Annotated in this window: 29 protein-coding genes and 1 tRNA gene; 1 reads left to right on the top strand and 29 read right to left on the bottom strand. The window is 36.4% G+C overall.

From position 1 onward, the window contains the following. Positions 1–21: 21 nt before the first annotated feature. The 15 genes from udk to T498_RS0110245 form a co-directional block, all read right to left on the bottom strand. On the bottom strand, positions 22–648 hold the full coding sequence (gene udk / locus T498_RS0110315) for a uridine kinase (RefSeq protein ID WP_028235838.1): 627 nt from the start codon (positions 646–648) through the stop codon (positions 22–24). Positions 649–657: 9 nt separating this feature from the next. Beyond that, entirely contained in the window at positions 658–1,527 is an 870-nt protein-coding gene (locus tag T498_RS0110310) for a YitT family protein (RefSeq protein WP_028235837.1), read from the bottom strand. A gap of 2 nt (positions 1,528–1,529) precedes the next feature. After that, on the bottom strand, positions 1,530–2,750 hold the full coding sequence (gene pepT / locus T498_RS0110305; protein WP_028235836.1) for a peptidase T: 1,221 nt from the start codon (positions 2,748–2,750) through the stop codon (positions 1,530–1,532). Between the two features lie 12 nt (positions 2,751–2,762). Beyond that, positions 2,763–3,698: an AEC family transporter gene (locus T498_RS0110300; RefSeq protein WP_028235835.1), complete on the bottom strand. Its 936-nt coding sequence runs from the start codon at positions 3,696–3,698 to the stop codon at positions 2,763–2,765. 81 nt (positions 3,699–3,779) lie between these two features. Continuing rightward, the gene (locus T498_RS0110295; RefSeq protein ID WP_028235834.1) at positions 3,780–4,016 is read right to left on the bottom strand and encodes a hypothetical protein; all 237 of its coding nucleotides are present in this window, start codon (positions 4,014–4,016) and stop codon (positions 3,780–3,782) included. A gap of 101 nt (positions 4,017–4,117) precedes the next feature. Beyond that, positions 4,118–5,218, bottom strand: a complete 1,101-nt coding sequence (ychF, locus tag T498_RS0110290) for a redox-regulated ATPase YchF (protein ID WP_015549000.1) — start codon at positions 5,216–5,218, stop codon at positions 4,118–4,120. Positions 5,219–5,502: 284 nt separating this feature from the next. Continuing rightward, a complete protein-coding gene (locus T498_RS0110285) occupies positions 5,503–6,456 on the bottom strand; it encodes an Abi family protein (RefSeq protein WP_028235833.1) in 954 nt (317 codons plus the stop codon). 391 nt (positions 6,457–6,847) lie between these two features. After that, on the bottom strand, positions 6,848–7,186 hold the full coding sequence (locus tag T498_RS0110280) for a hypothetical protein (RefSeq protein WP_028235832.1): 339 nt from the start codon (positions 7,184–7,186) through the stop codon (positions 6,848–6,850). Between the two features lie 22 nt (positions 7,187–7,208). Further along, positions 7,209–7,535: a hypothetical protein gene (locus tag T498_RS0110275; RefSeq protein ID WP_028235831.1), complete on the bottom strand. Its 327-nt coding sequence runs from the start codon at positions 7,533–7,535 to the stop codon at positions 7,209–7,211. Between the two features lie 223 nt (positions 7,536–7,758). After that, on the bottom strand, positions 7,759–8,358 hold the full coding sequence (locus tag T498_RS0110270; RefSeq protein WP_028235830.1) for a class I SAM-dependent methyltransferase: 600 nt from the start codon (positions 8,356–8,358) through the stop codon (positions 7,759–7,761). 53 nt (positions 8,359–8,411) lie between these two features. Continuing rightward, a complete protein-coding gene (locus T498_RS0110265) occupies positions 8,412–9,158 on the bottom strand; it encodes an N-acetyltransferase (protein WP_028235829.1) in 747 nt (248 codons plus the stop codon). A gap of 170 nt (positions 9,159–9,328) precedes the next feature. Continuing rightward, on the bottom strand, positions 9,329–9,712 hold the full coding sequence (locus T498_RS16280) for an SMI1/KNR4 family protein (protein ID WP_051524711.1): 384 nt from the start codon (positions 9,710–9,712) through the stop codon (positions 9,329–9,331). Between the two features lie 538 nt (positions 9,713–10,250). Then, complete coding sequence (locus T498_RS0110255; RefSeq protein WP_028235828.1) at positions 10,251–10,619, bottom strand: nuclear transport factor 2 family protein; 369 nt, start codon at positions 10,617–10,619, stop codon at positions 10,251–10,253. A gap of 4 nt (positions 10,620–10,623) precedes the next feature. Then, positions 10,624–10,767 carry a hypothetical protein gene (locus T498_RS16595; protein ID WP_330372314.1) on the bottom strand — a complete coding sequence of 48 codons (144 nt, stop codon included), beginning with the start codon at positions 10,765–10,767 and terminating at the stop codon, positions 10,624–10,626. 10 nt (positions 10,768–10,777) lie between these two features. Further along, on the bottom strand, positions 10,778–11,299 hold the full coding sequence (locus T498_RS0110245) for a flavodoxin (RefSeq protein ID WP_028235827.1): 522 nt from the start codon (positions 11,297–11,299) through the stop codon (positions 10,778–10,780). A gap of 103 nt (positions 11,300–11,402) precedes the next feature. On the opposite strand from T498_RS0110245, the gene T498_RS0110240 reads away from it, so the two are divergent. Further along, complete coding sequence (locus tag T498_RS0110240) at positions 11,403–12,290, top strand: LysR family transcriptional regulator (RefSeq protein ID WP_028235826.1); 888 nt, start codon at positions 11,403–11,405, stop codon at positions 12,288–12,290. A 134-nt stretch (positions 12,291–12,424) separates the two neighbouring features. On the opposite strand, the gene T498_RS0110235 is transcribed toward T498_RS0110240, so the two are convergent. From T498_RS0110235 to T498_RS0110170, 14 genes are all read right to left on the bottom strand, one after another. Further along, complete coding sequence (locus T498_RS0110235; protein WP_028235825.1) at positions 12,425–12,724, bottom strand: helix-turn-helix domain-containing protein; 300 nt, start codon at positions 12,722–12,724, stop codon at positions 12,425–12,427. Between the two features lie 238 nt (positions 12,725–12,962). Further along, a tRNA-Leu gene (locus tag T498_RS0110230) sits at positions 12,963–13,034 on the bottom strand. Positions 13,035–13,134: 100 nt separating this feature from the next. Next, complete coding sequence (locus tag T498_RS0110225; RefSeq protein WP_028235824.1) at positions 13,135–13,794, bottom strand: hypothetical protein; 660 nt, start codon at positions 13,792–13,794, stop codon at positions 13,135–13,137. A gap of 100 nt (positions 13,795–13,894) precedes the next feature. Continuing rightward, positions 13,895–15,205: a DUF6557 family protein gene (locus T498_RS15565; protein WP_036978372.1), complete on the bottom strand. Its 1,311-nt coding sequence runs from the start codon at positions 15,203–15,205 to the stop codon at positions 13,895–13,897. Positions 15,206–15,224: 19 nt separating this feature from the next. Further along, positions 15,225–16,265 (bottom strand): RNA ligase family protein, encoded by a 1,041-nt coding sequence (locus T498_RS0110215; protein WP_028235823.1) that lies wholly within the window; start codon positions 16,263–16,265, stop codon positions 15,225–15,227. Between the two features lie 151 nt (positions 16,266–16,416). Next, positions 16,417–16,713, bottom strand: a complete 297-nt coding sequence (locus T498_RS0110210) for a HigA family addiction module antitoxin (protein ID WP_028235822.1) — start codon at positions 16,711–16,713, stop codon at positions 16,417–16,419. An 18-nt stretch (positions 16,714–16,731) separates the two neighbouring features. Further along, complete coding sequence (locus tag T498_RS15560; RefSeq protein WP_242839234.1) at positions 16,732–16,947, bottom strand: type II toxin-antitoxin system RelE/ParE family toxin; 216 nt, start codon at positions 16,945–16,947, stop codon at positions 16,732–16,734. Between the two features lie 22 nt (positions 16,948–16,969). Beyond that, positions 16,970–17,899: a RhuM family protein gene (rhuM, locus tag T498_RS0110200; protein ID WP_028235821.1), complete on the bottom strand. Its 930-nt coding sequence runs from the start codon at positions 17,897–17,899 to the stop codon at positions 16,970–16,972. A 55-nt stretch (positions 17,900–17,954) separates the two neighbouring features. Then, entirely contained in the window at positions 17,955–18,146 is a 192-nt protein-coding gene (locus T498_RS17300) for a DUF7695 domain-containing protein (RefSeq protein WP_028235820.1), read from the bottom strand. A gap of 264 nt (positions 18,147–18,410) precedes the next feature. Then, positions 18,411–19,127: a sulfite exporter TauE/SafE family protein gene (locus tag T498_RS0110190; RefSeq protein WP_036978368.1), complete on the bottom strand. Its 717-nt coding sequence runs from the start codon at positions 19,125–19,127 to the stop codon at positions 18,411–18,413. Between the two features lie 54 nt (positions 19,128–19,181). Continuing rightward, on the bottom strand, positions 19,182–19,964 hold the full coding sequence (locus T498_RS0110185) for an aminoglycoside N(3)-acetyltransferase (protein WP_028235818.1): 783 nt from the start codon (positions 19,962–19,964) through the stop codon (positions 19,182–19,184). 164 nt (positions 19,965–20,128) lie between these two features. Then, a complete protein-coding gene (locus T498_RS0110180; protein WP_028235817.1) occupies positions 20,129–21,079 on the bottom strand; it encodes a ketopantoate reductase family protein in 951 nt (316 codons plus the stop codon). A 250-nt stretch (positions 21,080–21,329) separates the two neighbouring features. Further along, on the bottom strand, positions 21,330–22,289 hold the full coding sequence (locus tag T498_RS0110175; protein ID WP_028235816.1) for a Gfo/Idh/MocA family protein: 960 nt from the start codon (positions 22,287–22,289) through the stop codon (positions 21,330–21,332). A gap of 522 nt (positions 22,290–22,811) precedes the next feature. Then, the gene (locus tag T498_RS0110170) at positions 22,812–23,495 is read right to left on the bottom strand and encodes a TIGR00266 family protein (RefSeq protein ID WP_028235815.1); all 684 of its coding nucleotides are present in this window, start codon (positions 23,493–23,495) and stop codon (positions 22,812–22,814) included. Positions 23,496–23,575: the final 80 nt, after the last annotated feature.

The raw sequence follows: 23,575 nt of genomic DNA, 5'->3' as shown, positions 1-23,575 counted from the left end.
GTTATTCTCCGTTAATATATCTTAGGCTTCACCATGCAGCTTCTTAGTCATGTATGTAATAAGCATATCAAGACCAGCAGCATTTTCACCACCACGTGGGATAATGATATCAGCATGCTTCTTTGAAGGTTCAACAAATTCCTCGTGCATAGGCTTAACAGTCTTTGAATACTGTTCAATGATAGACTCGATGCTTCTGCCTCGTTCAATCATATCACGCTGAATACGACGCATAAGTCTTTCGTCAGCATCAGTATCTACAAAGATTTTGATATCCATCAAATCTCTTAATTCTTTATTTTCAAGGATAAGAATTCCTTCCATGACAATAACTGTCTTTGGCTCGATTCTAATTGTCTCTGAAGAACGATTGTGATTAACATAATCGTATACTGGCATATCAATGGCATATCCTTTAATAAGCTTTCGAACATCTTCTGCCATCATATCTGATTCAAATGAATCTGGATGATCGTAATTGAGCTGACTACGCTCCTCAAATGACATATCAGGATGTGCTTTATAATAAGCATCATGGCTGATAACAGCAATGTCCTTTCCAAAATAATCCTGTAGCTTCTTGATGATAGTAGTCTTGCCTGAAGCAGAGCCACCTGCAACGCCAAGAACGCAAATTTTCTCTGACATAAATACTCCTTATTGCATTTTAAAACGTTTAAACCCTATACCATACACTGCCTTTGCTTCCATTATGACAATAAATGCGTCAACGTCAATCTTTTTTGCAACGCGATTGACCTGATACATTTGTTTATTTGAGCAGGCACACATGAGTACCTGTCGCTCATCTCCTCTATAACCGCCTTTTGCGGTAAATATTGTTGTACCTCGACTAACTGCTGTATTGATAGCTTCCGCTATTTCCTCTGCATTGTTGGTGACAATCATGCACATCATACCAGCGTCTGCATTAATCATAACATGATCAACAACAATAGCTCCAACGTAGCTGATTATCAAACCATAGCATAACGCCTCGAAAGAATGGGCGTAAGCAATTGTATCAATAACAATAATGACTATATCAACAATTAAAAATATTCTTCCAAGTGACATGTGTGGGTGTTTTGCCTTTACCATCATCAAGATGAAATCAGCTCCACCCGTAGATGAATTTCGCATATAAACTAAAGCGTATCCAATGCCTGTAAGAACACCAACCACTAAAGAATTCAGTAAAATATTAGAAAGCTCTATTCGTGGAATTAAAGGTGCCACAAAATCCATCATTACCATGCCGATGGCCATTGTCTTAAAAGTCTTAAACAAAAACTTCTTTCCTAGCACTTTGTATGCGGCAAAGATAAGCGGAATATTCATAATAATGGTAACTATACCAATCTTCCATCCCCAATACTGGTAGAATATCATGGCAATACCAGATAAACCAGTAAGCGGGAACTTTGCATCTGCTGCAAAATTATATAGGGCAATACCGATGCAAAGACCTGAAAGGGCATCCATTATTATGTCGATAATAAGATCTTTCCATTTTTCTGAAGACATTTTTATTCCTCCGCGAACTTCTTAACGATGCCGTGAATTACACGAACTACAGTATCCATTCCTTCAGCTGTAATATGCTCCATTGGTCCGTGGAAATTGTATCCACCTGTTCCAAGGTTTGGACATGGAAGTCCCATAAATGAAAGTCTTGCACCATCAGTGCCGCCACGAATTGCTACTGCCTTTGGATTCTCTCCAACTTCCTTAAGAGCATCAAATGCATAATCGATAAGGAACATGTGTGGCTTAATCATTTCAAGCATGTTCTGATATTGATCCTTTATTGTAAGCTCGCATGTGCCGTCACCATATTTCTGATTGATGATGTTGGCTGCATGCTCCATAACCTTTTTCTTTTCTGCAAACTTATCAGCATCATGATCTCTGATAATATATGAAAGCTCTGCTGAGGCAACCTCCCCCTTCATATTAAGAAGATGGAAGAAACCTTCGTAGCCTTCTGTCTGGCTAGGTGTCTGAGTAGGTGGAAGTAAACTGTTAAATTCCATTGCTACAAGAGCAGCGTTAACCATGATATTTTTAGCATCACCTGGGTGAATATTTACACCATTAAACTTTACATCAGCAGCTGCTGCATTAAAGTTTTCGTACTCTACAGCACTTTCCTCTCCTCCGTCTATTGTATAAGCAAAATCTGCTCCAAAACGTGCAACATCAAAATTATCTGGACCTGCACCAATCTCTTCATCTGGAGTAAATCCGATGCAAATCTTGCCGTGAGGCTCATTGCTGTTAATTATCTCCTCAGCAAATGTCATAATTTCTGCAATACCTGATTTATCATCTGCACCGAGAAGTGTAGTGCCATCTGTGTGAATAAGTGTACGTCCCTTTAATGTCTTAAGATGTGGGAAATCTGCAACCTTTATCACACGTCCTGATGTACCAAGGACAACATCCTCGCCATCATAGTTTTCAACTACAACAGGATTTACATTTTCACCATTGAAGTCAGGTGCTGTATCCATATGTGCTATAAAGCCAATTGTCTTTTTATTTTCATAGCCAGCAGTTGCTGGGATAGATGCATATACATAGCATTTATCATCAACCTCAGCATTTTCAACTCCAATTTCATGTAGCTCTTCTACAAGTATCTTTGCTAAATCAAACTGTCTTTTAGTGGATGGCACTGTTGTGCTTCCATCATCACTTGTTGTGTGTATTTTTACATATTTTAGTAATCTCTCGTATGCTCTCATTTTTCTCTCCTTTTATATTAGGCCCATACATCTGAGGATGTATAGCCATAGCGTCAAAGTGAACGCTGAAATAATTGTTGTCAGCATAACTATACTTGCTGAAACGGTTCCATTATAACCCATAGATTTTGCCATGACAAATGTAGAAACCGTTGTTGGCGAACTAGTCATAATTAGAATTGCAATCAGCTTATCATGTGTGTAGCCCATTGATATGGCCGCAGGAAGAATGATTGCTCCAAGTCCTACTAGTTTTAAAAATGTTGCCAATAATGTTGGCGAAATTTGTGTTATTGCTGATTTAAATTTAAAGCTAGCCCCAAGTGCCATAAGACCTAGCGGTGTTGCCAATCCTGTAAGATAATTCAAAGTTTTAGGAAGAAGGATTGGTAATGGGATCAGCGTTCTGATAAGTCCTAAAATAATTCCAATAATAATAGGATTTGTAATCACGCCCCACAAAGTCTTTTTAATAAGCTTTAGACTTAGCGTTCCGTCGGCCTGCCCAACAGTTAGCACAATTACCGCAAATATATTATAAAGAGGTACTGCACCTATTATCATAAGAGGGGTCATTCCAGCATTTCCATAAAGATTAGTTGCAATTCCTACTCCCAGTAAAGCCGCACTACTTCTATAGGTTCCCTGAATAAATTCTGGTCTGATTTTCTTTTCCTTAAACAATAAGGAACATAAATAACCAACTATAATCGATACTACTGTCGCCAAAAAGCAAAAGACAACAAATCCTGTGTCCCACATTTCTTCCACATCTGATGTGGCTAGTTCCTTATATACTAATAGTGGCAACGCAACCTTAAATACAAAATTATTCAATCCTCTGGTTAGATTGTCATAAAAAATATTTGTGTACTTAAAAAAGTAGCCTAGTACCATCAAAAGAAAAACTGGTACTGTAGCATTTAAGCAAAAAACAAGATTCTCCATTTCAAGTATTCCTATTATCTTACATAAAACAGGGGTCCAGCATAAAACTAGACCCCGTGCTTAATATCTAATTCAACAAAACTACTGAGAAATCATGAACTCTAAAAGCTTCTTAGCATCATCTGGCTCATAAGCAATAAGCTCAAGCTCTGGAATAGTATCGTTTGTCTGGAAAATATTAGCAAGTGAAACAAACTGAGAAAGCTTTGACTTAAGGTTAAGTCTATCGCCTTCACCTGTAACAAGTTCAACTCTTCCTGCGCAGCTATCTACTACCTTAAAAAATGCCTCAGTATCTTTGATATTTGTGATTTTCATAGTTTCCTCCTTAAATGAAGCTCAAACAATAATCCAACTCTAAACTAATAATAGTACATATTATGTAATGTGTCTAATTAAGATTCTGTGAAATCTTTATATTATACGTTAAATCTGAATGTGATAACATCACCATCAGCTACAACATATTCCTTGCCTTCCATTCTAACAAGGCCCTTTTCCTTTGCAGCTGTCATAGAGCCGTTTGCCATAAGGTCGTCGTAGCTTACAACTTCTGCCTTGATGAATCCACGCTCGAAATCTGTGTGAATCTTTCCTGCAGCCTGTGGTGCCTTTGTGCCCTTTTTAATAGTCCAAGCACGTGTCTCATCCTCTCCTGATGTAAGATAAGAAATAAGTCCAAGTAATCTGTATGATGCAGTGATAAGCTTATCAAGACCTGACTCCTCAAGCCCCATAGCCTCTAAGAATTCCTGCTTTTCTTCCTCTGACTCAAGCTCTGAAATCTCCTGCTCAATCTGAGCTGAGATAACGAATACCTCAGAACCTTCCTTTGCTGCGTACTCACGAACAGCCTGTACGTTTTTGTTATTAGCACCATCATCTGCAAGGTCTTCATCTTCTACGTTTGCAGCATAGATAACTGGCTTTGCTGTAAGAAGATTGTACTCCTTAAAGTATGCTTCCTCATCCTCATCGTTAAGCTCAAAAGTCTTAGCCATGTTACCAGCTTCCATGTGATCTAAAAGACGCTTTTGCATAGCAGCTTCCTTCTGAAGTGTCTTATCCATACGAGCACTACGCTCTGTCTTAGAGTAACGACGCTCCATAACTTCCATATCTGAGAAAAGAAGCTCAAGATTGATTGTCTCGATATCTCTTAAAGAATCGATGCTGCCATCAACGTGAACAACGTTTGCATCCTCAAAGCAACGAACAACATGAACGATTGCATCTACCTCACGAATGTTTGCAAGGAACTGGTTTCCAAGTCCCTCACCCTTTGATGCGCCCTTTACAAGACCAGCAATATCTACGAACTCAATAGTAGCTGGTACTGTCTTTTTAGAGTTGTACATCTTTGTAAGTGCATCAAGACGCTTATCTGGTACAGAAACAACTCCCACATTAGGGTCGATTGTAGCAAATGGATAGTTTGCTGCAAGAGCTCCCGCCTTTGTAAGTGAATTAAAAAGTGTTGATTTGCCTACGTTTGGTAAACCTACGATTCCTAGTTTCATTTTTTCTCCTTCTTTCCCTTAAAATAAGGGTTTTCTGCAATTTATTATCTATTTTTACGCCAATTTTACGCCAATAGGAAATATCTCCCTATCAAAAAAGCCTGATTTTCAAGGCTTTCGAACCATTTTTCAACTGGCGCAAATTGGCGTATTGCTGGCGTAAACCATTCAAAATCTAAGATATATTAACATAATTTGCGGAATATCTCCACCCTGCATAAAGCAATAAATAGACCAGTCCCAACTGAGCATCCAAGACAACGATTTATTAAAAATCATATCTTTTAATTCAATTTCTGAATATCAGTCAAATCTATTCCCATAATATCAAGAATACTATCAAAAGAAACCGTAACAAACTCGCCTCTATATCTTTTTATAATATCCATCAATTCAGAATAAAACTTTTTGAAGTAATTCTTATTAAGCATTACCTTTAAATAGATAATCGCCACAACAATCGCTCTATTATTATAATTAGTCAATCCAAAATGATTGGCTATACTCGCCACTCTAACATTGCCAAAATCTGAATTATACAATCGTTCCTCATGAGCGCACTTATTTCTAACCAAGTTAAATATCTTGAGAGCAGATTGCATATCTTCAATACTAATTCTAAGTGAGCTAGCTGCCCCATATTGTTTAGCATTCTTATCAGAATAATACTTAGCAATAGTATTCTTTTCCATATTCTTCAAAACATTATACAAATGAGACATATTCCCGATTGTTAGATAATTAACCAATACCCACAATGGTACTGAACCATATGTTTCAATATAATGTTTGATTGCGCCTTCTTTATCAACCTGATCATGAATAGTCTTAGTTAGAATAGACACTTGCTTTAAAACATTCTTAGGATTATTATCAACATAATTCTGTAATTCCAAATAAGAATTTGCCTTAGGGTACTTCCTTGAAAATTCATGCGAAAATACAGTTTTAAATGAGTTTTCAAAAATAAGAATATATTTTAAGAACAAAAATCTTAGTTCCCTATCAAACAGAAATATTGCTTTTAATTCTTTAAAATGTGTATTTGTCTGATATTCCTCCGGATCCAACGGAACTCCATTAGTATCCTTTTTAAGAAATAAATCTTTATATCCATTTATTACATTATAGTAATTTTCCTGTTCAAGAAAACGCTTTGGCGTTCCATCAGTTGGAACAATCATTCCTCTTTGCCTTAATATAGTTAATTGCTGATTAAAAGTTTTATATTCTTTCATATTTTTCTCCAAAAAAAATGGCCAGGGCGTCGTACGCTTCCTGACCTAATCTTATGCTTATATTATAGATAGATTGCCTTTATCTGTCAAGCCATAATCATTATCAAAAACAAGCATTACAGAAATAATATAACACTAGGCACTAGCAAAATAAATATTATTTTATTAAATGTAATTACTATAAATTCATTCCAATTTCACAAATAATATCTCACCTGATCACAAAAATACGTAACGATAAAATAATGCGTCCTATCACAACCTTTTCCATATTTTCGAGTCACTTTCTCTAATAATTCAAAAACATATATTGTCTCCATTGCTCAAAATTGCTCTTATTATCGTCCATAAATCGTTCATTCGAATAATAAAACTCTAATAAAAAACTTGCTTACGCATTCTGTTCCGAAAGACATTGAATCTCATCTGTGCAACATGTTTTTATTTCAAAATCATCCGCATGCTTATTAATAAATTCTTTATATTCTTCACTTTCACGATATTGGATAAGTAAAGGCCAACTCTTTATCTCAGCAACTGACATACCATTATCAATTATTCCCCCAAAAATCCTAGATATTTCGGAATAATCATCCAATAACGCAGGTTTAGCAATTGCCAATTTGGGGCTCATTAATGAAACGTCAATCTGCTCAATATCAGTTTTAATGCTATCTATTCCATCTAGGTTTTTGCAAGCATTTTTTTCTCTAATACTGCCTGCCCCCACAAAACTCTTCAAAAAAAAGCAGCTATCTTGCGATAACTGCTCTATCCCGTTTCTGTTTCTTTTTTGTAAGAACTATCGCTCCTATGACAAGAAAAACTAGCCCAATCAAAAGGTATATCCCTGGGAAAAAGAGAAGAGCTAGCCCGGCAGCGCCAGGATCGAGAGGGTCCATTTTAGCGGCTCTATACATTATGTACCGGGTTATCGCATAACCATATGCAAAAGTTATTGCAGCTGTACAAAGCGCATATTTCCACCATTTTTGCATTTTTATCAAAAGAATAATGCAGATGATAGGGATAATAACATATCCGGACGAACATATATTTAAGAGCATTTTGTCAGTCATCTAAGTTTCCTCCAATTCCCACTGCGAATTTCGCTACCTTTAATTATACAGAATCCGTCTCCATCTTAGAATACATAATGTCAGTCGAAACGAAACAATTCCGGTCAAGACTCTTGTAATATGGTTGCAATATCACCATCAATACATATACTTCAGAGGACAATTCTTTTGGCAACAGTTTCTGCATTCCGGATCTTAAATCATTATACTCCGGTATAAAACGCTAAGCTTTGGTTATTACAGCAATAGCGCATGGCATGCGCCCGTCGACCACATGATACTCTACTCCGGTATATCCCTTGTCTTCAAAAAATGCCTTATATGAATCAAGATCAAACTGCCTTTTGAAATCTGCTCCGAGAAGAGTAATGAACTTAACCGCTGCTGTTCCCGTTCCCTTTGACATATTGATATAAGTCGGAATGATGATCTCACCTCCCGGCTTAACTACCCTTTCCAATTCATGAAGTGCCTTCTCCGGGTCAGGCAACAAATGGATCACGTTACCTGCAACCACTTTATCAAAGCGGGCATCTTTGTATTTGATATTTGTAATATCAGCTTTCTTGAACACAGCATTCGGGTAATTTCGGCATTTCTTTGCTGCTCGCCGAAGCATCCCGGTTGCAAAGTCTGTTGCGATCAACTTTTTACACTTCTGCGCAATATATATACTGATAGCACCTGTTCCACATGCGCATTCCAATACTTCATCCGACGAATCTATAAGTTCTGCAACCTTTTTCCCGGTACCGGTATATACCTTGTCGTTATAAATATTTTCAAATATGTCATATAAAGGTGAAATCCTGTCCCAAAACATGTCTTTAATCTCCTAACAACTAGTAGCAAATTATCTTCCAATATAAACGACTATCACTTTCCTGCAAGTTTTAAGAATTTCTTATCGTTCATTTGCTCGTTTGTAACATACTCCCCATCATGGAATAACGCATAATTCGTAATCGGTGTCGGTGCGTTCTGTGCTTCTTCTTTGCTTTCAAGATGTATTGCCTTGAATGCAATACCATTTTCTTTTGCCGTCTGCTCCAAAACCGGGACATATTTTGCATTGAACGGGCACTGATTCGTATAGTACAGAACATATCCCTGCTCTTCTATATGCGGATGTTTTGCACATTCCTTAAACTCCGGAGCTTTTGCATTTTTATCGAACGGCATATACCAAAGCTGAATACCATTATCAGCTTCATCGCTCACGACAAATCCTTTGTACTTCAGAAACTTCGGATCAGCCAGAAACGGTTTCTTCTTTGAAGCGCAAAGAATACAAAGCCCTTTTTTCCCCTTTTCCTTACTATCCTCGATGCAGGCAGTAAGTAGATCAGTAGAATATCCATGTCCTTTGAAAGCCCCGGACACCCAGAGACAGTCAATGTACATATATCCATCTGCCTCTATCGGAATCCATGCGTTTTCCGCCGGGATATATTCGATAAAGCACTTTCCGCGCTCTACGCTCTTTAGGAAAACAAGTCCTTCATCAAACCTCTCCGAAAGCCATGCCTTCTTAGAAGAAACCTGAACATCCTTATTATTTGATATCGCACAGCAAATATGCTCCTCTTCGAGGTTTTCTTTTGTTACATAAACATATTCCATGACCGCTCCTTTCAATGGATGTTTTTCTCTTGAACTCACTACAACGATAATCCCTCATTCCAGATGTCAATCATCTGCTGGCGGTCTTTTTCCTCATATTTTCGTATTATCATTTTAGATACACCTCATCAATTATGCTGAAATATAATCGCTCTACAAATTCGAAGTTGTCAGTCTGCAAGTTCCCCATCCATCTTAATCAAGAATTCTTCAAAGTTGTTAGAAATCGTATAATATGTATCTTCATCTGTATTACAGCTATCTATCTGACAATAGACTTTCTTTTCCGGATTGTATGCCCAAAGTACATCATCTATACCGCCTATGACCACATACCCCGGCCAACTGTTCTGAACATCATATTCTTCGTTGATTGCTTCCAATTCTTCTATCTTGTAAAAACGACCGTAATTGTTCTCTCCCAATGGGCCCTCTCCTCCGTTATGCTTACTTATGAATGCAAGATAGTCATCCGGAAGATTCAGCCCGTTTATTACTGAAATCACCTTTTTAGGCTTTTCATTGAAATCAAATTCTTTGAACATCTCTTTCATTTCCCTATAACACCTTTTCAAACTTCGATTTGTTAATTCACCTTATAAGCTTATCACATCTCATATTTAAAAAAGAAAATATTTTTAAAAAAATTAAGGTTATAAGCTTATAGGTTAAAATTCACCGCTTACTGAAGATATTATTAATAAAACCATTGAAGCTTACCTGCTAGACAAAAAGGTATAACCATCTACTATTTTTGCTCTTAGTTATACCTTGTTCGCTTCAATATAATGTCTCATCGCTCGCCAAAAGGTATAACCTGACATAAAATCCCACTCTGGTTATACCTTTTTGACTTCAATATAATGTCTCATTGCCCGCTAAAAGGTATAACCTGACATAAAATCCTACTCTGGTTATACCTTTTTGACTTCAACATAGTGTCCTATAGCTCACCAAAAGGTATAACCATCTCCCATATCAGCCCATGATTATACCTTCAAAGAAAAAATGAGGGTCCGAAGACCAATGTCATTAAGTTAAGATGACATTGGTGTGACTACCCTCCTAGGTTTACCTATTGTAAAATCCTCCTTAATATGTTGATGCTCTGGAACTTGTAAACTTCCAGCTTCCATTTTCTTTTCTAAGAGTAAAGTCTCCCTGCAATCTCCAGTTTCCTTTACTTCCACCGTAGACAGCAGCAACTACTCTACTTTTACCTGTCATGGATGCCTCATCACCATAAACACTTACTTCAATATCATCATGCTCAGCTGAATAATAATTAAAGGTGCCATTTTTTAATCCGTTTAAAAACTCATCAGCTGACTGCTTTACACCGGTCATATGATAGAGACAATAGTCTGAAGACATAAGACTTCTAAGACCTTCTATGTTTTTCTCTATCATATAGTCCCAGTAGTCTTTATATAGTTCTGAAATCTTTGCTTCTTCACCCATATCCTTATTCCTTCTGCTCTGCTGGATCAAGCATCTTGATTACCTTAGCAGGCACACCACCTACAACTGCATATGCAGGTACATCTTTTGTAACTACAGCACCAGCTCCAACAACTGCATATTCACCAATTGTTACACCATCCTCCATTTCTATTCCTTTACATCAAACCGTTAGCGGAAAACCACTTTTCAACTGCAGCCTTCGCATTTGCAGCCTGACTTCCGGTAATTGCAAGTCCTTTTTTCACCTCTGCACCCTTAGCATATTTTTTAACATCACGTTCACTAGAACCCATTCCACTTCCTTCATTGGTACAAAGCGGAAGTACGGTCTTTCCTGTAAAATCATATCTTTCCAAAAATGTTGCTACTGCCATAGGAAATGTTCCCCAGTAATTTGGATAAGCAAGCACAATGGTGTCATACTCATCAACACCGTCAAAGTAATTTGTAAGCTCTGGGCGAGCATTTTCTCTTAAATCTTTCTTTGCTTCATCAATGCAGGTCATGTACACCGGAGAATAAGGATTTAACATCTCAATCTTGAATGTATCTGCATCTATCAGTTCTTTCATCTGGTTAACAACGATTTCAGTATTTCCCACCTTTACATATCTCATTGCTCCACCAAAATAATTTTCATCTGCTCTAGAAAAGAAAGCGATTAAAGTCTTTGCCATGGTTACTACCTCCTTTGTTGTTTACATTATCTCACGCCTGTTTTATAATATCCAATAGAAACATTAGATAGTTGATTTAATTTTTAAATATCAGGAGTGTGCTGTGACAACAAAGCAGATAGATTATTGTATAGAACTGGCTCGTACAGAGAGCTTTTCCAGAGGTGCTGAGAACATGTTTGTAAGCCAGCCTACATTTTCCTATCAGATAAAGCTACTCGAAGAGGAAGTTGGATTTGAGATTTTTGTTAGAAATGGAAAAGGGGCTACTCTTACTCCTGCTGGAGAACAGTTTGTAACCTTTCTGACAAACATGCGTGAGGAAATGAAGCGCGCCATTGAACAGGGGCAGAACTTCAGTGACAAATACCAAGACAATATTACTATCAGCCTAATGGTTAGACAGGCTATTTACTTTCTCCCAGAAGCTATTAAGGACTTTGAGAAGAGTAATCCTGGTGTTCAAATAACTCCCCTATTCCAATATGAAAACAGCATCGATAGCTTTTTAAAAAATGAATCAGATATCGTATTTGCCCTTGAAGATCAAACAAAACAGCTTGCAGGCACCATCGTCCACAAGCTGTTTCAAAGTCATATTTATTTAATTTGTGCTAAAAATGATCCTCTTGCAACCAAGAACCTTATTACTGATGAAGATATATACGGACATACTCTTATGGTAGGTGGCGGTTCACCTGCTCTACTTCGATCAGTTCAGCAAAAGCTTATTTCATCAGGTAAGATTAAATATTTTAATAGCCCAGATCATGACACCACACTTACTAACGTTGCTTCAGGCAAAGGAATCTGTCTGGCTCCCGGTTTTCTTAATGACCACAGCGGACAGTTTGCATGGATTCCTTATGACTGTGATGATACATTTTCATGTGTCCTCTGCACTCACAAAGCAGATCATCGTCAGAGTCTTGATACTTTTATTAAAGTGTTACAAAAGTTATATAACGAAGCAGTTGCCTTTCCGTTATAAGGCACTGCTTTTCATTTCATTATATTTGGCATTGGCAGCTTCGCTTGCTTTCTTTTCCCGCCATTTATCTACATTGCTGCAAATAGCAAAGTGCCTCTTCCACTATAAATTCTGCAAATCCAAATGCATATAGCCTAAGCGGCTATAATATCCTTTAATATATCATAATAATGCAATACTCTCTCAGGTGTATTCTGATCAATTTTTTCTAGCTTATTACCACATATCATATCATCAATTGATACGTTTAATAAATCGCTCAGAGCATATAAATTGTCAATAGAAGGAAGGCAGCTTCCGTTAAGCCAGTGATATATACTCTGTACACATGCAAGGCCTAAATATTCTTGAATATCATTGACTGAATATCCATTTGCTTCCATGAGCATTCGAATTTTTTCACCCGTTTTCATTTTATCTATAATGGGATACATTTAAATGCCTCCTTTCGAAAATAGCCTACAATACAGCCATGAGGATAACTAAAGACCAACCAGCTTAACGTCTAAAACCTGTGTCATGGATTTCAGCACATCTCTATGCCTAAATAAAAGTTATCAATTATCAGTTAGTAATTTATATGAAAAAGGTTAACAATTCAAGATTAATCAAATACAAATAATAGAAAACAGTTAAATATGCATGGTCATTATGACCATCTCCTGTTATGGGATCCGGAAGTAGGATTCGAACCTACAACATAAGGTATTTACTACCTTTGCGCTACCATTGCGCCATTCTGGAAGTCCTTACTCTTTAATTTGCAATAAAGAATAACTTGATTGTAACTTAACCCTGTTACAGGGAAGCTGGGTTTATAGTTTACGTATTGCAGGCAAAAGCATTATATTTCAATAAAAGTTGTCGCGTTAGAAACCTTTATCTGAGTATCAAGCTCAGATAGTAGTGTATCTCTTTTCTCCTTGAGTAAAGAAATCTTTTCCTTAATATTTAAAGGATCAACAAGCTCAGTTGTATTTTCCTTAACATATGTATCTACAACCTCAAGAGGCTTATCATCCTTTACTTTCGTATCTTTTCCTAGGATTGACATTCTCATACTTTCAGCAGTACTTTGAAGCTGTCTATTTTTCAACTCAATTTGGGTTAAACAATTATTTAATTCTTCTTCCATTTTTTCTTGTAAATTATATTCAAAATCAAGGCTTGAATCATATATATCACTCTTTCTCAATCTGCTTCTAAGAGATATAGCACCTGCTACAGTATATTCACCATAAGATGTTTTAATTACTGTCGCTGCATTAGAAGCAACGATGGCAGAATCAATTTTCTGATAACGAATAATTAAGTCCTCAATCTGCTGATATGCACTATGTGCATTCTTTGCAAATTCATCCTTTAGTATTCTTCCATCAAAAACCTTTTCTTCATTATGTTTAATACTATCGACAAAGCTTGCTTTAGCAATCTTGTCTGAAATCTTTTTTACAAGTAAATCTCTCTCATCAAGAGCCTGTGTAACTAACATTTTTTCTGACATAATCTTCCCTCCTAGAACCATTTTTCTTACCTATAATATAGTCTCACGGAATGTTAGATATGTCATTGAACTTGTAGTATAAAACATTATCAGTATCTTTTTATAGGCCACACAAATCAATGAATCTATTTTTCATTTTCTTCAGTTCCATCTTCTTGCAATACTGAGTGTACTCAATTCCTGCTTTATAAAATGCATCCTTTTTGCTCTCTTCGTCAGGATAGATTTCTTCTTTTGGCAGTCCCCATTTTGCCCTAAGTTCGTCACTGGAATAACTTACTAGGTTTTCTGGGTGTTCTTCAATTTCTTTTATTGATTTGTGCAAGGACTCTAGGTTCTCGCCTAAGTCCTCCTGCTCATATCCGAAAAATGAAACTTCATGCAGAAAAGAAACAACTACATCCAGCAAATTATCCTGTGTAAGTTTAGAATCTGAAACTAGAAATGATAAAGCCTCTGCCTGTTCCGTAAACTCATATGCATATGAATTTACTTCAGATAAATCTTCTGCTGCCATCAATTCATCAACATGTATTAAACCAACATCTGTCTCTAAAAATAAGCTTTCTACTTGAGACTTATAGACAAATAATACACCTTGTTTGCCTGAATCATTTTTGATTTTCATATTTCGAAGTCTTTCAACAAAAGCTCGGAATTTTTTAGACATCTTTCTTTTAAATTCGCCTATAGTAATATCATCCAGTTTGTTCAATTCATGTATTGTAATTGGATGCTCATAAAAATAAGCACTTTCAATTGAATTAATATCAAATTTCCTTATAACATCTTGTATATTACTCAATTGTTTTGATATATTCTCAACATTTATTTCTTTATAGGATTTGCATTTAAATTGACTTTTAGCAGTAGCTCTATCGATTGTTTGCCTATGTATACTTTTAACGCCAGAGAGAATTCCCTCCTTGATTAATCTTCCAAGATTTACTGGCTTGTACCCACAAACATTAGCAGCCAGGTTTAAATGTTCACAATCGGCTGCATAATTTTCAATATTATTATGGTCATGACCATGAATATTTAAACACCATGATAATCCATAGACTGGTTCATGTGAAAGAAGAATCTTGTCCGAAATAAAAAGAGGTCCCTCATAAATCTCATCAAAGCAATCAACATAATCCTTCTTCTTATCATGGTTACCTAACAACAAAATTTTTCTACTCGCCTTTATTCTCTTAATATAGTTGGACTGCCCTACGTCGCCTAGACATATAAATGTGTCATTCTTCATAATAATGGAATTGATTATATCAATTTGTTCATTAGGACTAATCCAGTTTTCATCCATCAATTTGCAGTCAGCATCATCAAGATGTAAATCTGAAAGTATATATATTGAGCCTGTTTCTGCCCACTTTTTAAAAGGTTCATATAAACTTGGTATCATTCTACACCTCTCTGCCTAATTATTCGTTCTTAATCAAATATTTATTACTAACCACCTTCATTGAAAGTGAAGCGCTTATTCGTTCACAATAAACAGGCTCCACCGGACGTATTACAATGCCTTCCTTCTTTCCACCTTTAGGATATTCCCCATCAGCTCTTTCCAATAAGGCTTCAACAGTAGGATACTTTGAAGGTAAGTCATTACCCACTTCTTCAATAGGGACAGTCGATAAATGCAATGTTTTACATATTTCTTGCATTTGCTTAAGTCCTACTCTATTTCCATTTACCCGTATCGTAAATACGTACCACTCAGGTTTAGTTAGTTTTAATCTGTTCTTTTGAATGCCCGGAGCACATAGCTCTCCCTGAATCGTAATTATGTTTAGATTATTAGCCTTATAATAGTCCATTAGTTTTGCTTCAATTCCCAGACTATTTACAAATTCATAAAAAGAACTTTTCCCATCATTCTTGTATTCATAATTGTGTCCTGTTACATGGAAGCCATCATCATCTATAGAAATAGAATGTGATGAACCATCCATCTTGGTCGAAATGTAATAATCTAGCCCTTTAAAATCATTTATAAGCTCAGGTTCTGCTTGAACACGTGTCTCGTCTGTGTGTGGTACATCAATTGGCAACTCTCCTATTATGGTTCCACCTGTGGTAATCTTTTCCTCTACTTCCCACTTTCTTACGCCTAGTGCTTCAGACACATCTGTTCCTATCTCATCGCAAGCATCTAATTCATTAAATTGTCCTAATGGCAACAGCAGGCCTTGAGAAATCTGCCCCCTAAACCTCATAGTCTTTAGTCTAAACCCTTCGCCTAAGATATCGTTTTTACGATAGCTGCTAATTCTAAGGAATTCAAACTCATCACGAATTGGTAAGAAACTATCTATTTCAAAATATACAGCCAAATCCATTGGCTTAAACTGTCCCTTATTAACAACACATTGCCATCCCAAAACAAAGGCTAATTCTATTTTGTCAGCACCTTCTATAGGCTCAATCTTCCATATTCTTTGTATACTTGCTAGTTTTCTCATTATGTCATTCTCCTCACTGTCTCAGTTATTATGATGATATTATTTTCACATGTGAATTCCTTATTGTCATTGAACTTGTAGTATAAAGAAAGCCCAGACTCTATAACTCGAGCCTGAGCTTTCTACATCTACAAACATTATTTGGGATTTATTACCCCTCCATAATATCTGGTAGTGGAAATGGAATTACATTTTTAGGTTCATTCTGACTAGCAGTCCACAATGTCAATTTTAATTGCATATTAAGCCAGCTTTCAGCTGAAGTATTCGTTGCTTTAGCAATACGTAAAGCCATATCAGGGCTAAGTGATGATTTTTCATTAATAAATTCTGACAAGGTCTTCCTACTAACTCCTAACATAAATGCAGCTTCAGTAACTGTTAAGTTAAGAGGCTTCATTACATCTTCTAAAAAAACCCTTCCGGGATGTGTTGGTTTTCGTGTCATTATTCTACCTCCTATTAATTAATGATAATCCGTATAATCAACAAGATATGCATCTAGTCCTTCAAAATAAAAGGTCATACGCCAGTTGCCATTTACTGTAACTGCCCACATATCTTTTTTATCCCCTTTGAGTGGATGCAAACGATACCCAGGTAAATCCATATCCTGTGGATTAGCGCTTGCATCCAACCTATCAAGCATTCTTGACAATTTAGGTGCATGATCTGCCTGCAATGTTTATCCTATCAGGAGTAATCTACAGCTTCAATAAATTCATAACCAATGTTGTCATGATATCTTTTTCTTCTGGTTTTGATTCTGCAATCATAAGCGTAATAGCAACGAGCGCTCCATCGCTAATAACCTTTTGACCATCTCGTATCAATGCATCGTTTTTATCTAAGAACTCTAAAAAAAGAGATGCAGCTATTCTTTTACAACCATCAGCAAATGGATGATCCTTTATCATAAAGTACAAAAGATTTGCAGCCTTTTCTTCTAGCGATGGATATACCTCACCACCAAAAACATCTTGATATACTGCTGCAAGAATTCCCTCTACTTTTCCAGTTTCTTTTTCGACACCAAATACATCTGAGCTAAAACTGTCTTCCATATGATTTATCATATTTCTACAATCTTCATATGTAATTCGATAAACAGGCTTTTTGCCTTTTGGTTTACTCAATGACTGATGATCATACTGATCCAAGAGAACAAGCGCGTCTGTATAAAGTTTTACTGCTCGAAGGACCTCTGCTTCTTCAATCTCCAAAGTGTTTGCAATAATCTTTGATTGAATCTCAACTGTCTTATTTAAGGCTAACAGTCTCTTTTCATTGACTGCATAGCCCTTCATGATATATTGCTTTAGAACATTGTTTGCCCATCGTCTAAAAGCAATACCTCTCTTTGAATTAACTCTATATCCAACAGATAGTATCATGTCCAAATTGTAAATCTTCGGTTTTCTACCTCCAGAACTTTTGTCGGAAAAACCGACAGAAGTCTCATCAAGCTCTCCAGAAGAAAGAATATTGTTAATATGTTCACTTATTGTTGCATGCTTTACATCAAACAATTCTTCCATTTGCTTCTGTGTAAGCCACACTGTTTCCTTATCTGGACTTACTTGAACTTCAATATTCTTTTCACCATCTGTAAATAAAACAATTTCAGTTTTCATAACATCGGCTCCTCTTATATCTATCTTTTATTCTATCGTTTTACGCTTATAAACTCTACTTTGAATTATCTTCCTCCACTACACTCAAATCTTCGTAGTCCTCTAGATAACCGCAACGTCGCAGATAATCTTTCCCTCCATCAACACATACTGCACCGCAAGAACATGATTTAAAATCATGTCTGGATACAGATTCAATAATATCTCCACATTTAAGGCATTTTATACAATTTTTAATTATTACCATCATTTTTCCTTTCCAGTCAATCCCAAATTATTACCGCAAAAGGGAATCTTTTATGTTCTATTATTAACCATCCTCTCTCTCTTGTCATTGAACTTGTAGTTCAGTGGCAATTACTTATTACGGGACAAACAGAGAAAACTCCCACAATAATCTGGCTTCGTCAGATACACCTTTGCCAAAAAAATTGCGACCTCATTTTTAATCAAACAGGAGGCACCGAAGTGCCTCCTGTTCTTTATAAATACATTGTGCAAGCAAACAACACTACAAATTCATTCCAACTAAAAATAAACCTGATATTACCAAAAGAACTATAACAATCTTTTTTACAATTCTTTCATCCAAGACTTTTGAGCTCTCCATTCCAGCAAACAATCCAATAATCATGAACGGAATAAGGGTTGCTGCTTGTTTCAATGAATCAAGCGTAAATACTCCAAGCAAATAATATGTAAAAATTCTTACTGTAGTTTCAACAATAAAAACCGCGCTTATATTGGCTTTAAATTCATCCGTTGTAGTAGTCACTCGCCCAACATAGGCAGCAAGCAACGCTCCTATCCCAAACAATCCACATAAGATGCCAGATAGTACGCCAATGATGCACAATATAATATTTGAATCCTTTGCATTTGTACATTGATATTCTCTAAAAAATATTTCAACAGCAATAAGAATAACAACGATTCCAAAGAACACTTTTAAATATTTAACATCAACACTCTTTAAAAGTATTGCCCCAGGGATACTACCACCTAGAACCAACAATGCTAAAGGAATATAGACTTTTTTATCAAGTTTTTTACGATTATTCCAAGTCAATATTAGATTTGTCGGGTATCCAAGTAATAATTCCACTGGAGATATATTAACGTTTACCACTCCAAATCCTAAAATAGATGTAAAGACTAGTGTATTTGCAAAACCACAAAGTCCCTTTATAAAAAAAGCACATAGCGTGGCAACTATCCACAAAGTCAAACAATAATCCCCCCTTATAAATCCCGATTTTGTCATCGTCTATAAAACTGAAAGTTATTTTCTGTTACATTCTATCCACGATACAGCAAAATCCACTAATTCACGTTGGTTCATCAGCTTTATGTCAGCATTGCCCACTTTTACCTTACATGTAGTATGGGCTACTTCAAATGCCCTTCCTATATCTTTGAAGTCCTCTCCATCAACATACAATGTTTCATAAGCTTTCCAGACACGAACACCATTCTCCATGACTGCACTGTGTTCAATGCAGGTATGTTTGCTTGAGTATTCTGCACGAGCATCCGCTAAATGAATGGAAGTATTCTTATCATAATCAACCCCAATCAGTAAAACTTTCCCATCGAGTTTATAAAGCCTCCCAATTGGTGATGAGTCTCCAAATATATTCGAAAGATCATGGTTCTCAGTTAAATACTTAGCATTCTTTCCCCAAGCCGCAACAGATCTAGCTGGATGGTCACTCCTTAATGTTCCAGGCCATGAACGGAACATTTCGGCAACCGCACCCATAGTGTTTGTCGGAGTAATCGCCTTATCATATGCCGGCCAGTTTTTGCGAATTGTATCCCAGTCAGCCTCATCTGCATCCCAATGAACTCCTGTTTCCGGATCAAGGTTTTTCCATGACTGTGTAGGCATCATAATAGTTCCATTCTGCCCCACAACATCAATCAAAGCTTCAATAATAGTCTGTGCACCACCACATACATATCCAATCTGTCCAAGTGATGTATGTACCATTACTGAATCACCATTCTGGAGCCCAACACTTTTTAATGCACTTACTATATCTGATTTAATGATAGTCTTCATACTCCACCCTGTTAGACATTTTAAATTTGTATTTTTCAAGCATCCGCTGATCAAGAACAGTCTTGCCGGTATGTGACGCCCCAGTAATAATAACAATCATAATTCAAATACATCTCGTCAGTTATCCTGAAATATGATTTGCCTCTAAAATTCCGATTCTATTTCTAAACAATTATTCTTTCTAAACTATTGTAAAACAGAGGTAATTCTAGTCCCAGTTTTTTTCCCTCATCATACACACATCTACAGCCATATAAAATATCATTAACATCACTGTGTAATGTCATAATTCTGTATGTAAGCTCGTTAGAAGAAAAAAGCTTTTTCATTAGAATTCCAGCCAATCCTGCTGGTATCTTATAGGGAAGAAGCTCATTTTTATATAAGCCCAAATTAACCCCTCTGCCTTCAACAACTTTCAATGTTTCCCGTATCGATTTCACTGCTAGTTTTAATGCTTTAGCATCGCCCATTAAATCTTTCGCTAATTGATTTGGATTATCTATCACGCCATTTCTACCAGCAGTTGATGTGACGCCAGCATTAATAGCCATATGAATCCAAATCCACTCAAGCATATCATAAGGAATCTCTTGTTTAATATCTGCAGATGTCAGGAGGGTTATTAAATCTGAGTAATTATCTATTCGAGCTTTTTCTTCAGCTTCAAGCATAATATGATCAAAGAGTACACAGTTAAGGTTCCAATTCTTATCCATATGTCCGCCTGCTGTTGGAAAAGCTAAAATATAAGGCAAACTTCCTACGAGCTGCTCGACTTCTTTTCTTTCGTTCCAAAAATTACAAAATAGTACAATCGTACCTTTGATATTTCTTTTGTTAATAGTATCTAGAGCACTATTAAGATTACCACTTGCAACACTAACAAATATGAAATCAAACTCCTCATTTTCATGTGCTGCCGTCACTCTATAAATGCCTTCTTTTTCTTCACCTTTACTATCATATCGTCCATCTAATAGATGAACAGACACTTCAGATGGTATGTCCTTCTTTCCATCTCTTAAAATATGAAATACTTCGTGTCCTGCCTTTTGAAAGGCGTATGCATAGGTCGTTCCAATAACTCCCAGTCCTAATATTGCCACTCTCATGATGTCTCTCCTATAACTGCGGATTTGTTAATTTAACTGCCTTCAATTATACAGAATCCTCCTCCAGTAAGGAATATACAATTCAAAACAATAACAAAAAAGAACAGCTATCTCTTTCGGAATAACTGTCCTATGTAAAAAACCTTGGTGTGACTCCCCCTCCTAGGTTTACCTATTCTATTTGGCATGAAACGTTTCCAATTTGATTAATATGTGCCATTATTTTACCATTCATGTGCCATTTAAATATCTAACAAGCGCAACTATCAATTATGCCCGCACTTATCTTGCTATATTCAAGGAGCTTGTTTGCAGCCGCAGCATCATTTTCTTCGATTATGCGTTTGAACTCCACAAACTCAAAGTAAAGTCTATGGCTGCCATCGTTAATATCCACTTCCTTGGTTTCGGTTTCTGCATCGTTAAACAGCACATCATATTCTGTCATACCATTTACATGTGGGTAGATGCATATTGTAGCATCTACGCCCTGAATTGTAGCTGGGCCAGGTGCAACACAATCTTTCGCTGCCATGCAGATACATATAAATTTGCCATAGTCGCAAGTTAAGACACCGCTAGTATCTATATCTCTTTCAACATTTGCATCATAATGAACTGATAAAGGCTTGCCAAAAAGACCTACCATAGCAGCAATATTATAAACATTTAAGTCACGAAGTGCTCCGCCATTATGAGCTTTATCAAATACTGCAGGCAATGTTTTTCCTTCGCTGAATGCAGGATATCTTCTAGACATTTGGCTATAATTAAAATTACAAAGCTTCAAAGGACCTACTAAATCTACATCCTTTTGTAGCTGCTTATATGCTGGCAAATGATAGATGCTCATAGCTTCAATGATAAATCTATTCTTAGATTTTGCTAACTTCTCTAGCTCTTCTAGCTGAGACAATGTTATAGTGATTGGTTTTTCACAAAACACATGCTTTGAAGCATTCAACGCTTTCTTAGAATACCCAAAATGCATATCATTTAAAACGCCAATATAAACTGCATCCACATCTGATGCAAGCAGCTCATCATAATCTAAGAACACCTTGTTAAGCTTATACTTTGCTGCCAAAGCCTTCAGCTTATCTTCACTCTGAGCTCTTCCACAAATGTAGATTTCTTCAAATCCTATTTCATCTATAAATGACAATACTTCCTGTACTATTACCCCGTTTCCAACAATTCCTAGCTTCATAATAATAACTCTCCTTGTACCTTCCTCTTATATTATTATTTATATTTTGGCATATATGTTTTGATTGTCAATTCTCTATCTACGGAGAGATTTTATGAAAAAGAAACATGTAGTATCACTTTTATCGTATTTTCCGAAGTGATACTAGAATTTGCCCAAATTCCGTCCCTCTCATAAAAAATGAGTATCACTTTATAGCGATTTCTAAAAGTGATACTTAAAAATGTAAAAAACAGCATGCCTTTGTCTATAATCTAGTATCACTTTTAAAATATTAGCAAAAGTGATACTTATTTTTGAAAAAATGGGCCAGCTTGGAGCAAATCTTAGTATCACTTCTTAAAAATCCCTAAAAAGTGATACTCCATTTTTGCTCACAAGCGTCAACACAACTTCCTTACAGATTTGATTTATGATAATGCAAGATAACAAAAATGAAGCAATACGCCACGGAATGGATATCATATTTACACATGTAAAAACTCCCCATGGAAATGAAATCCATGGGGAGTTAGACAATTCTTAGTTTGATGATGTTGAATGTGGCATGTAATCGTAAAGCTTTAATGCCGTAGAAGAAATAGGCATACTCTGAAGTACTACCTTGCCTGGACCAGTAACTACAGTGTTGAATAGACCTTCGCCACCGAAGAGTACATTCTTAACTCCCTTGATGGTACGAATCTCCATATTACAGTTTTCTGACATGGCAGCAAGATTTCCTGAATCAACCACCTTGACTTGGCCTGGCGCAAGCTCGTAATCATGTGCTGAACCATCAATTTCAAGGAATACTATTCCAGTTCCTGTGAATTTTCTCATAAGAAAACCTTCACCACCGAACAAGCCTCCACTAATCTTCTTTTGAATGAATACCTCTGACTGTACATTTCCAACTGTAGCAAGGTAGGATCCCTTTTGAACAATAAGCCCATTGCCTGGTGTAATCTCGATTGCTCTTATTGAACCTGGGAATTTAGAAGCAAATGCAATTTCACCAGCAGTATTTGCCACATATGTATTCAAAAACATATTCTCTCCAGTAAGCAATCTGCCAAACATCTTACCAAGGCCACCTGCTTCTGTCTGCATCTCGATGCCATCATCCATCCATGACATGGCACCTGCTTCACATTGAATTGCTTCCCCCTGATTTAACTGGCACTTAAGTACAGGTAAACTCTCTCCCGAAATTGTATAATTCATAATACCCTCCTTAAAAAACTATTTTAGCCATTATACAACTAAAATGAGTATTAATTGTTAAAAAAGTTATTTTCTAATAT

The sequence above is a fragment of the Pseudobutyrivibrio sp. MD2005 genome, from assembly GCF_000621865.1.
Taxonomy (GTDB): domain Bacteria; phylum Bacillota; class Clostridia; order Lachnospirales; family Lachnospiraceae; genus Pseudobutyrivibrio.
This window is presented reverse-complemented; position numbering and strand designations above follow the sequence as displayed.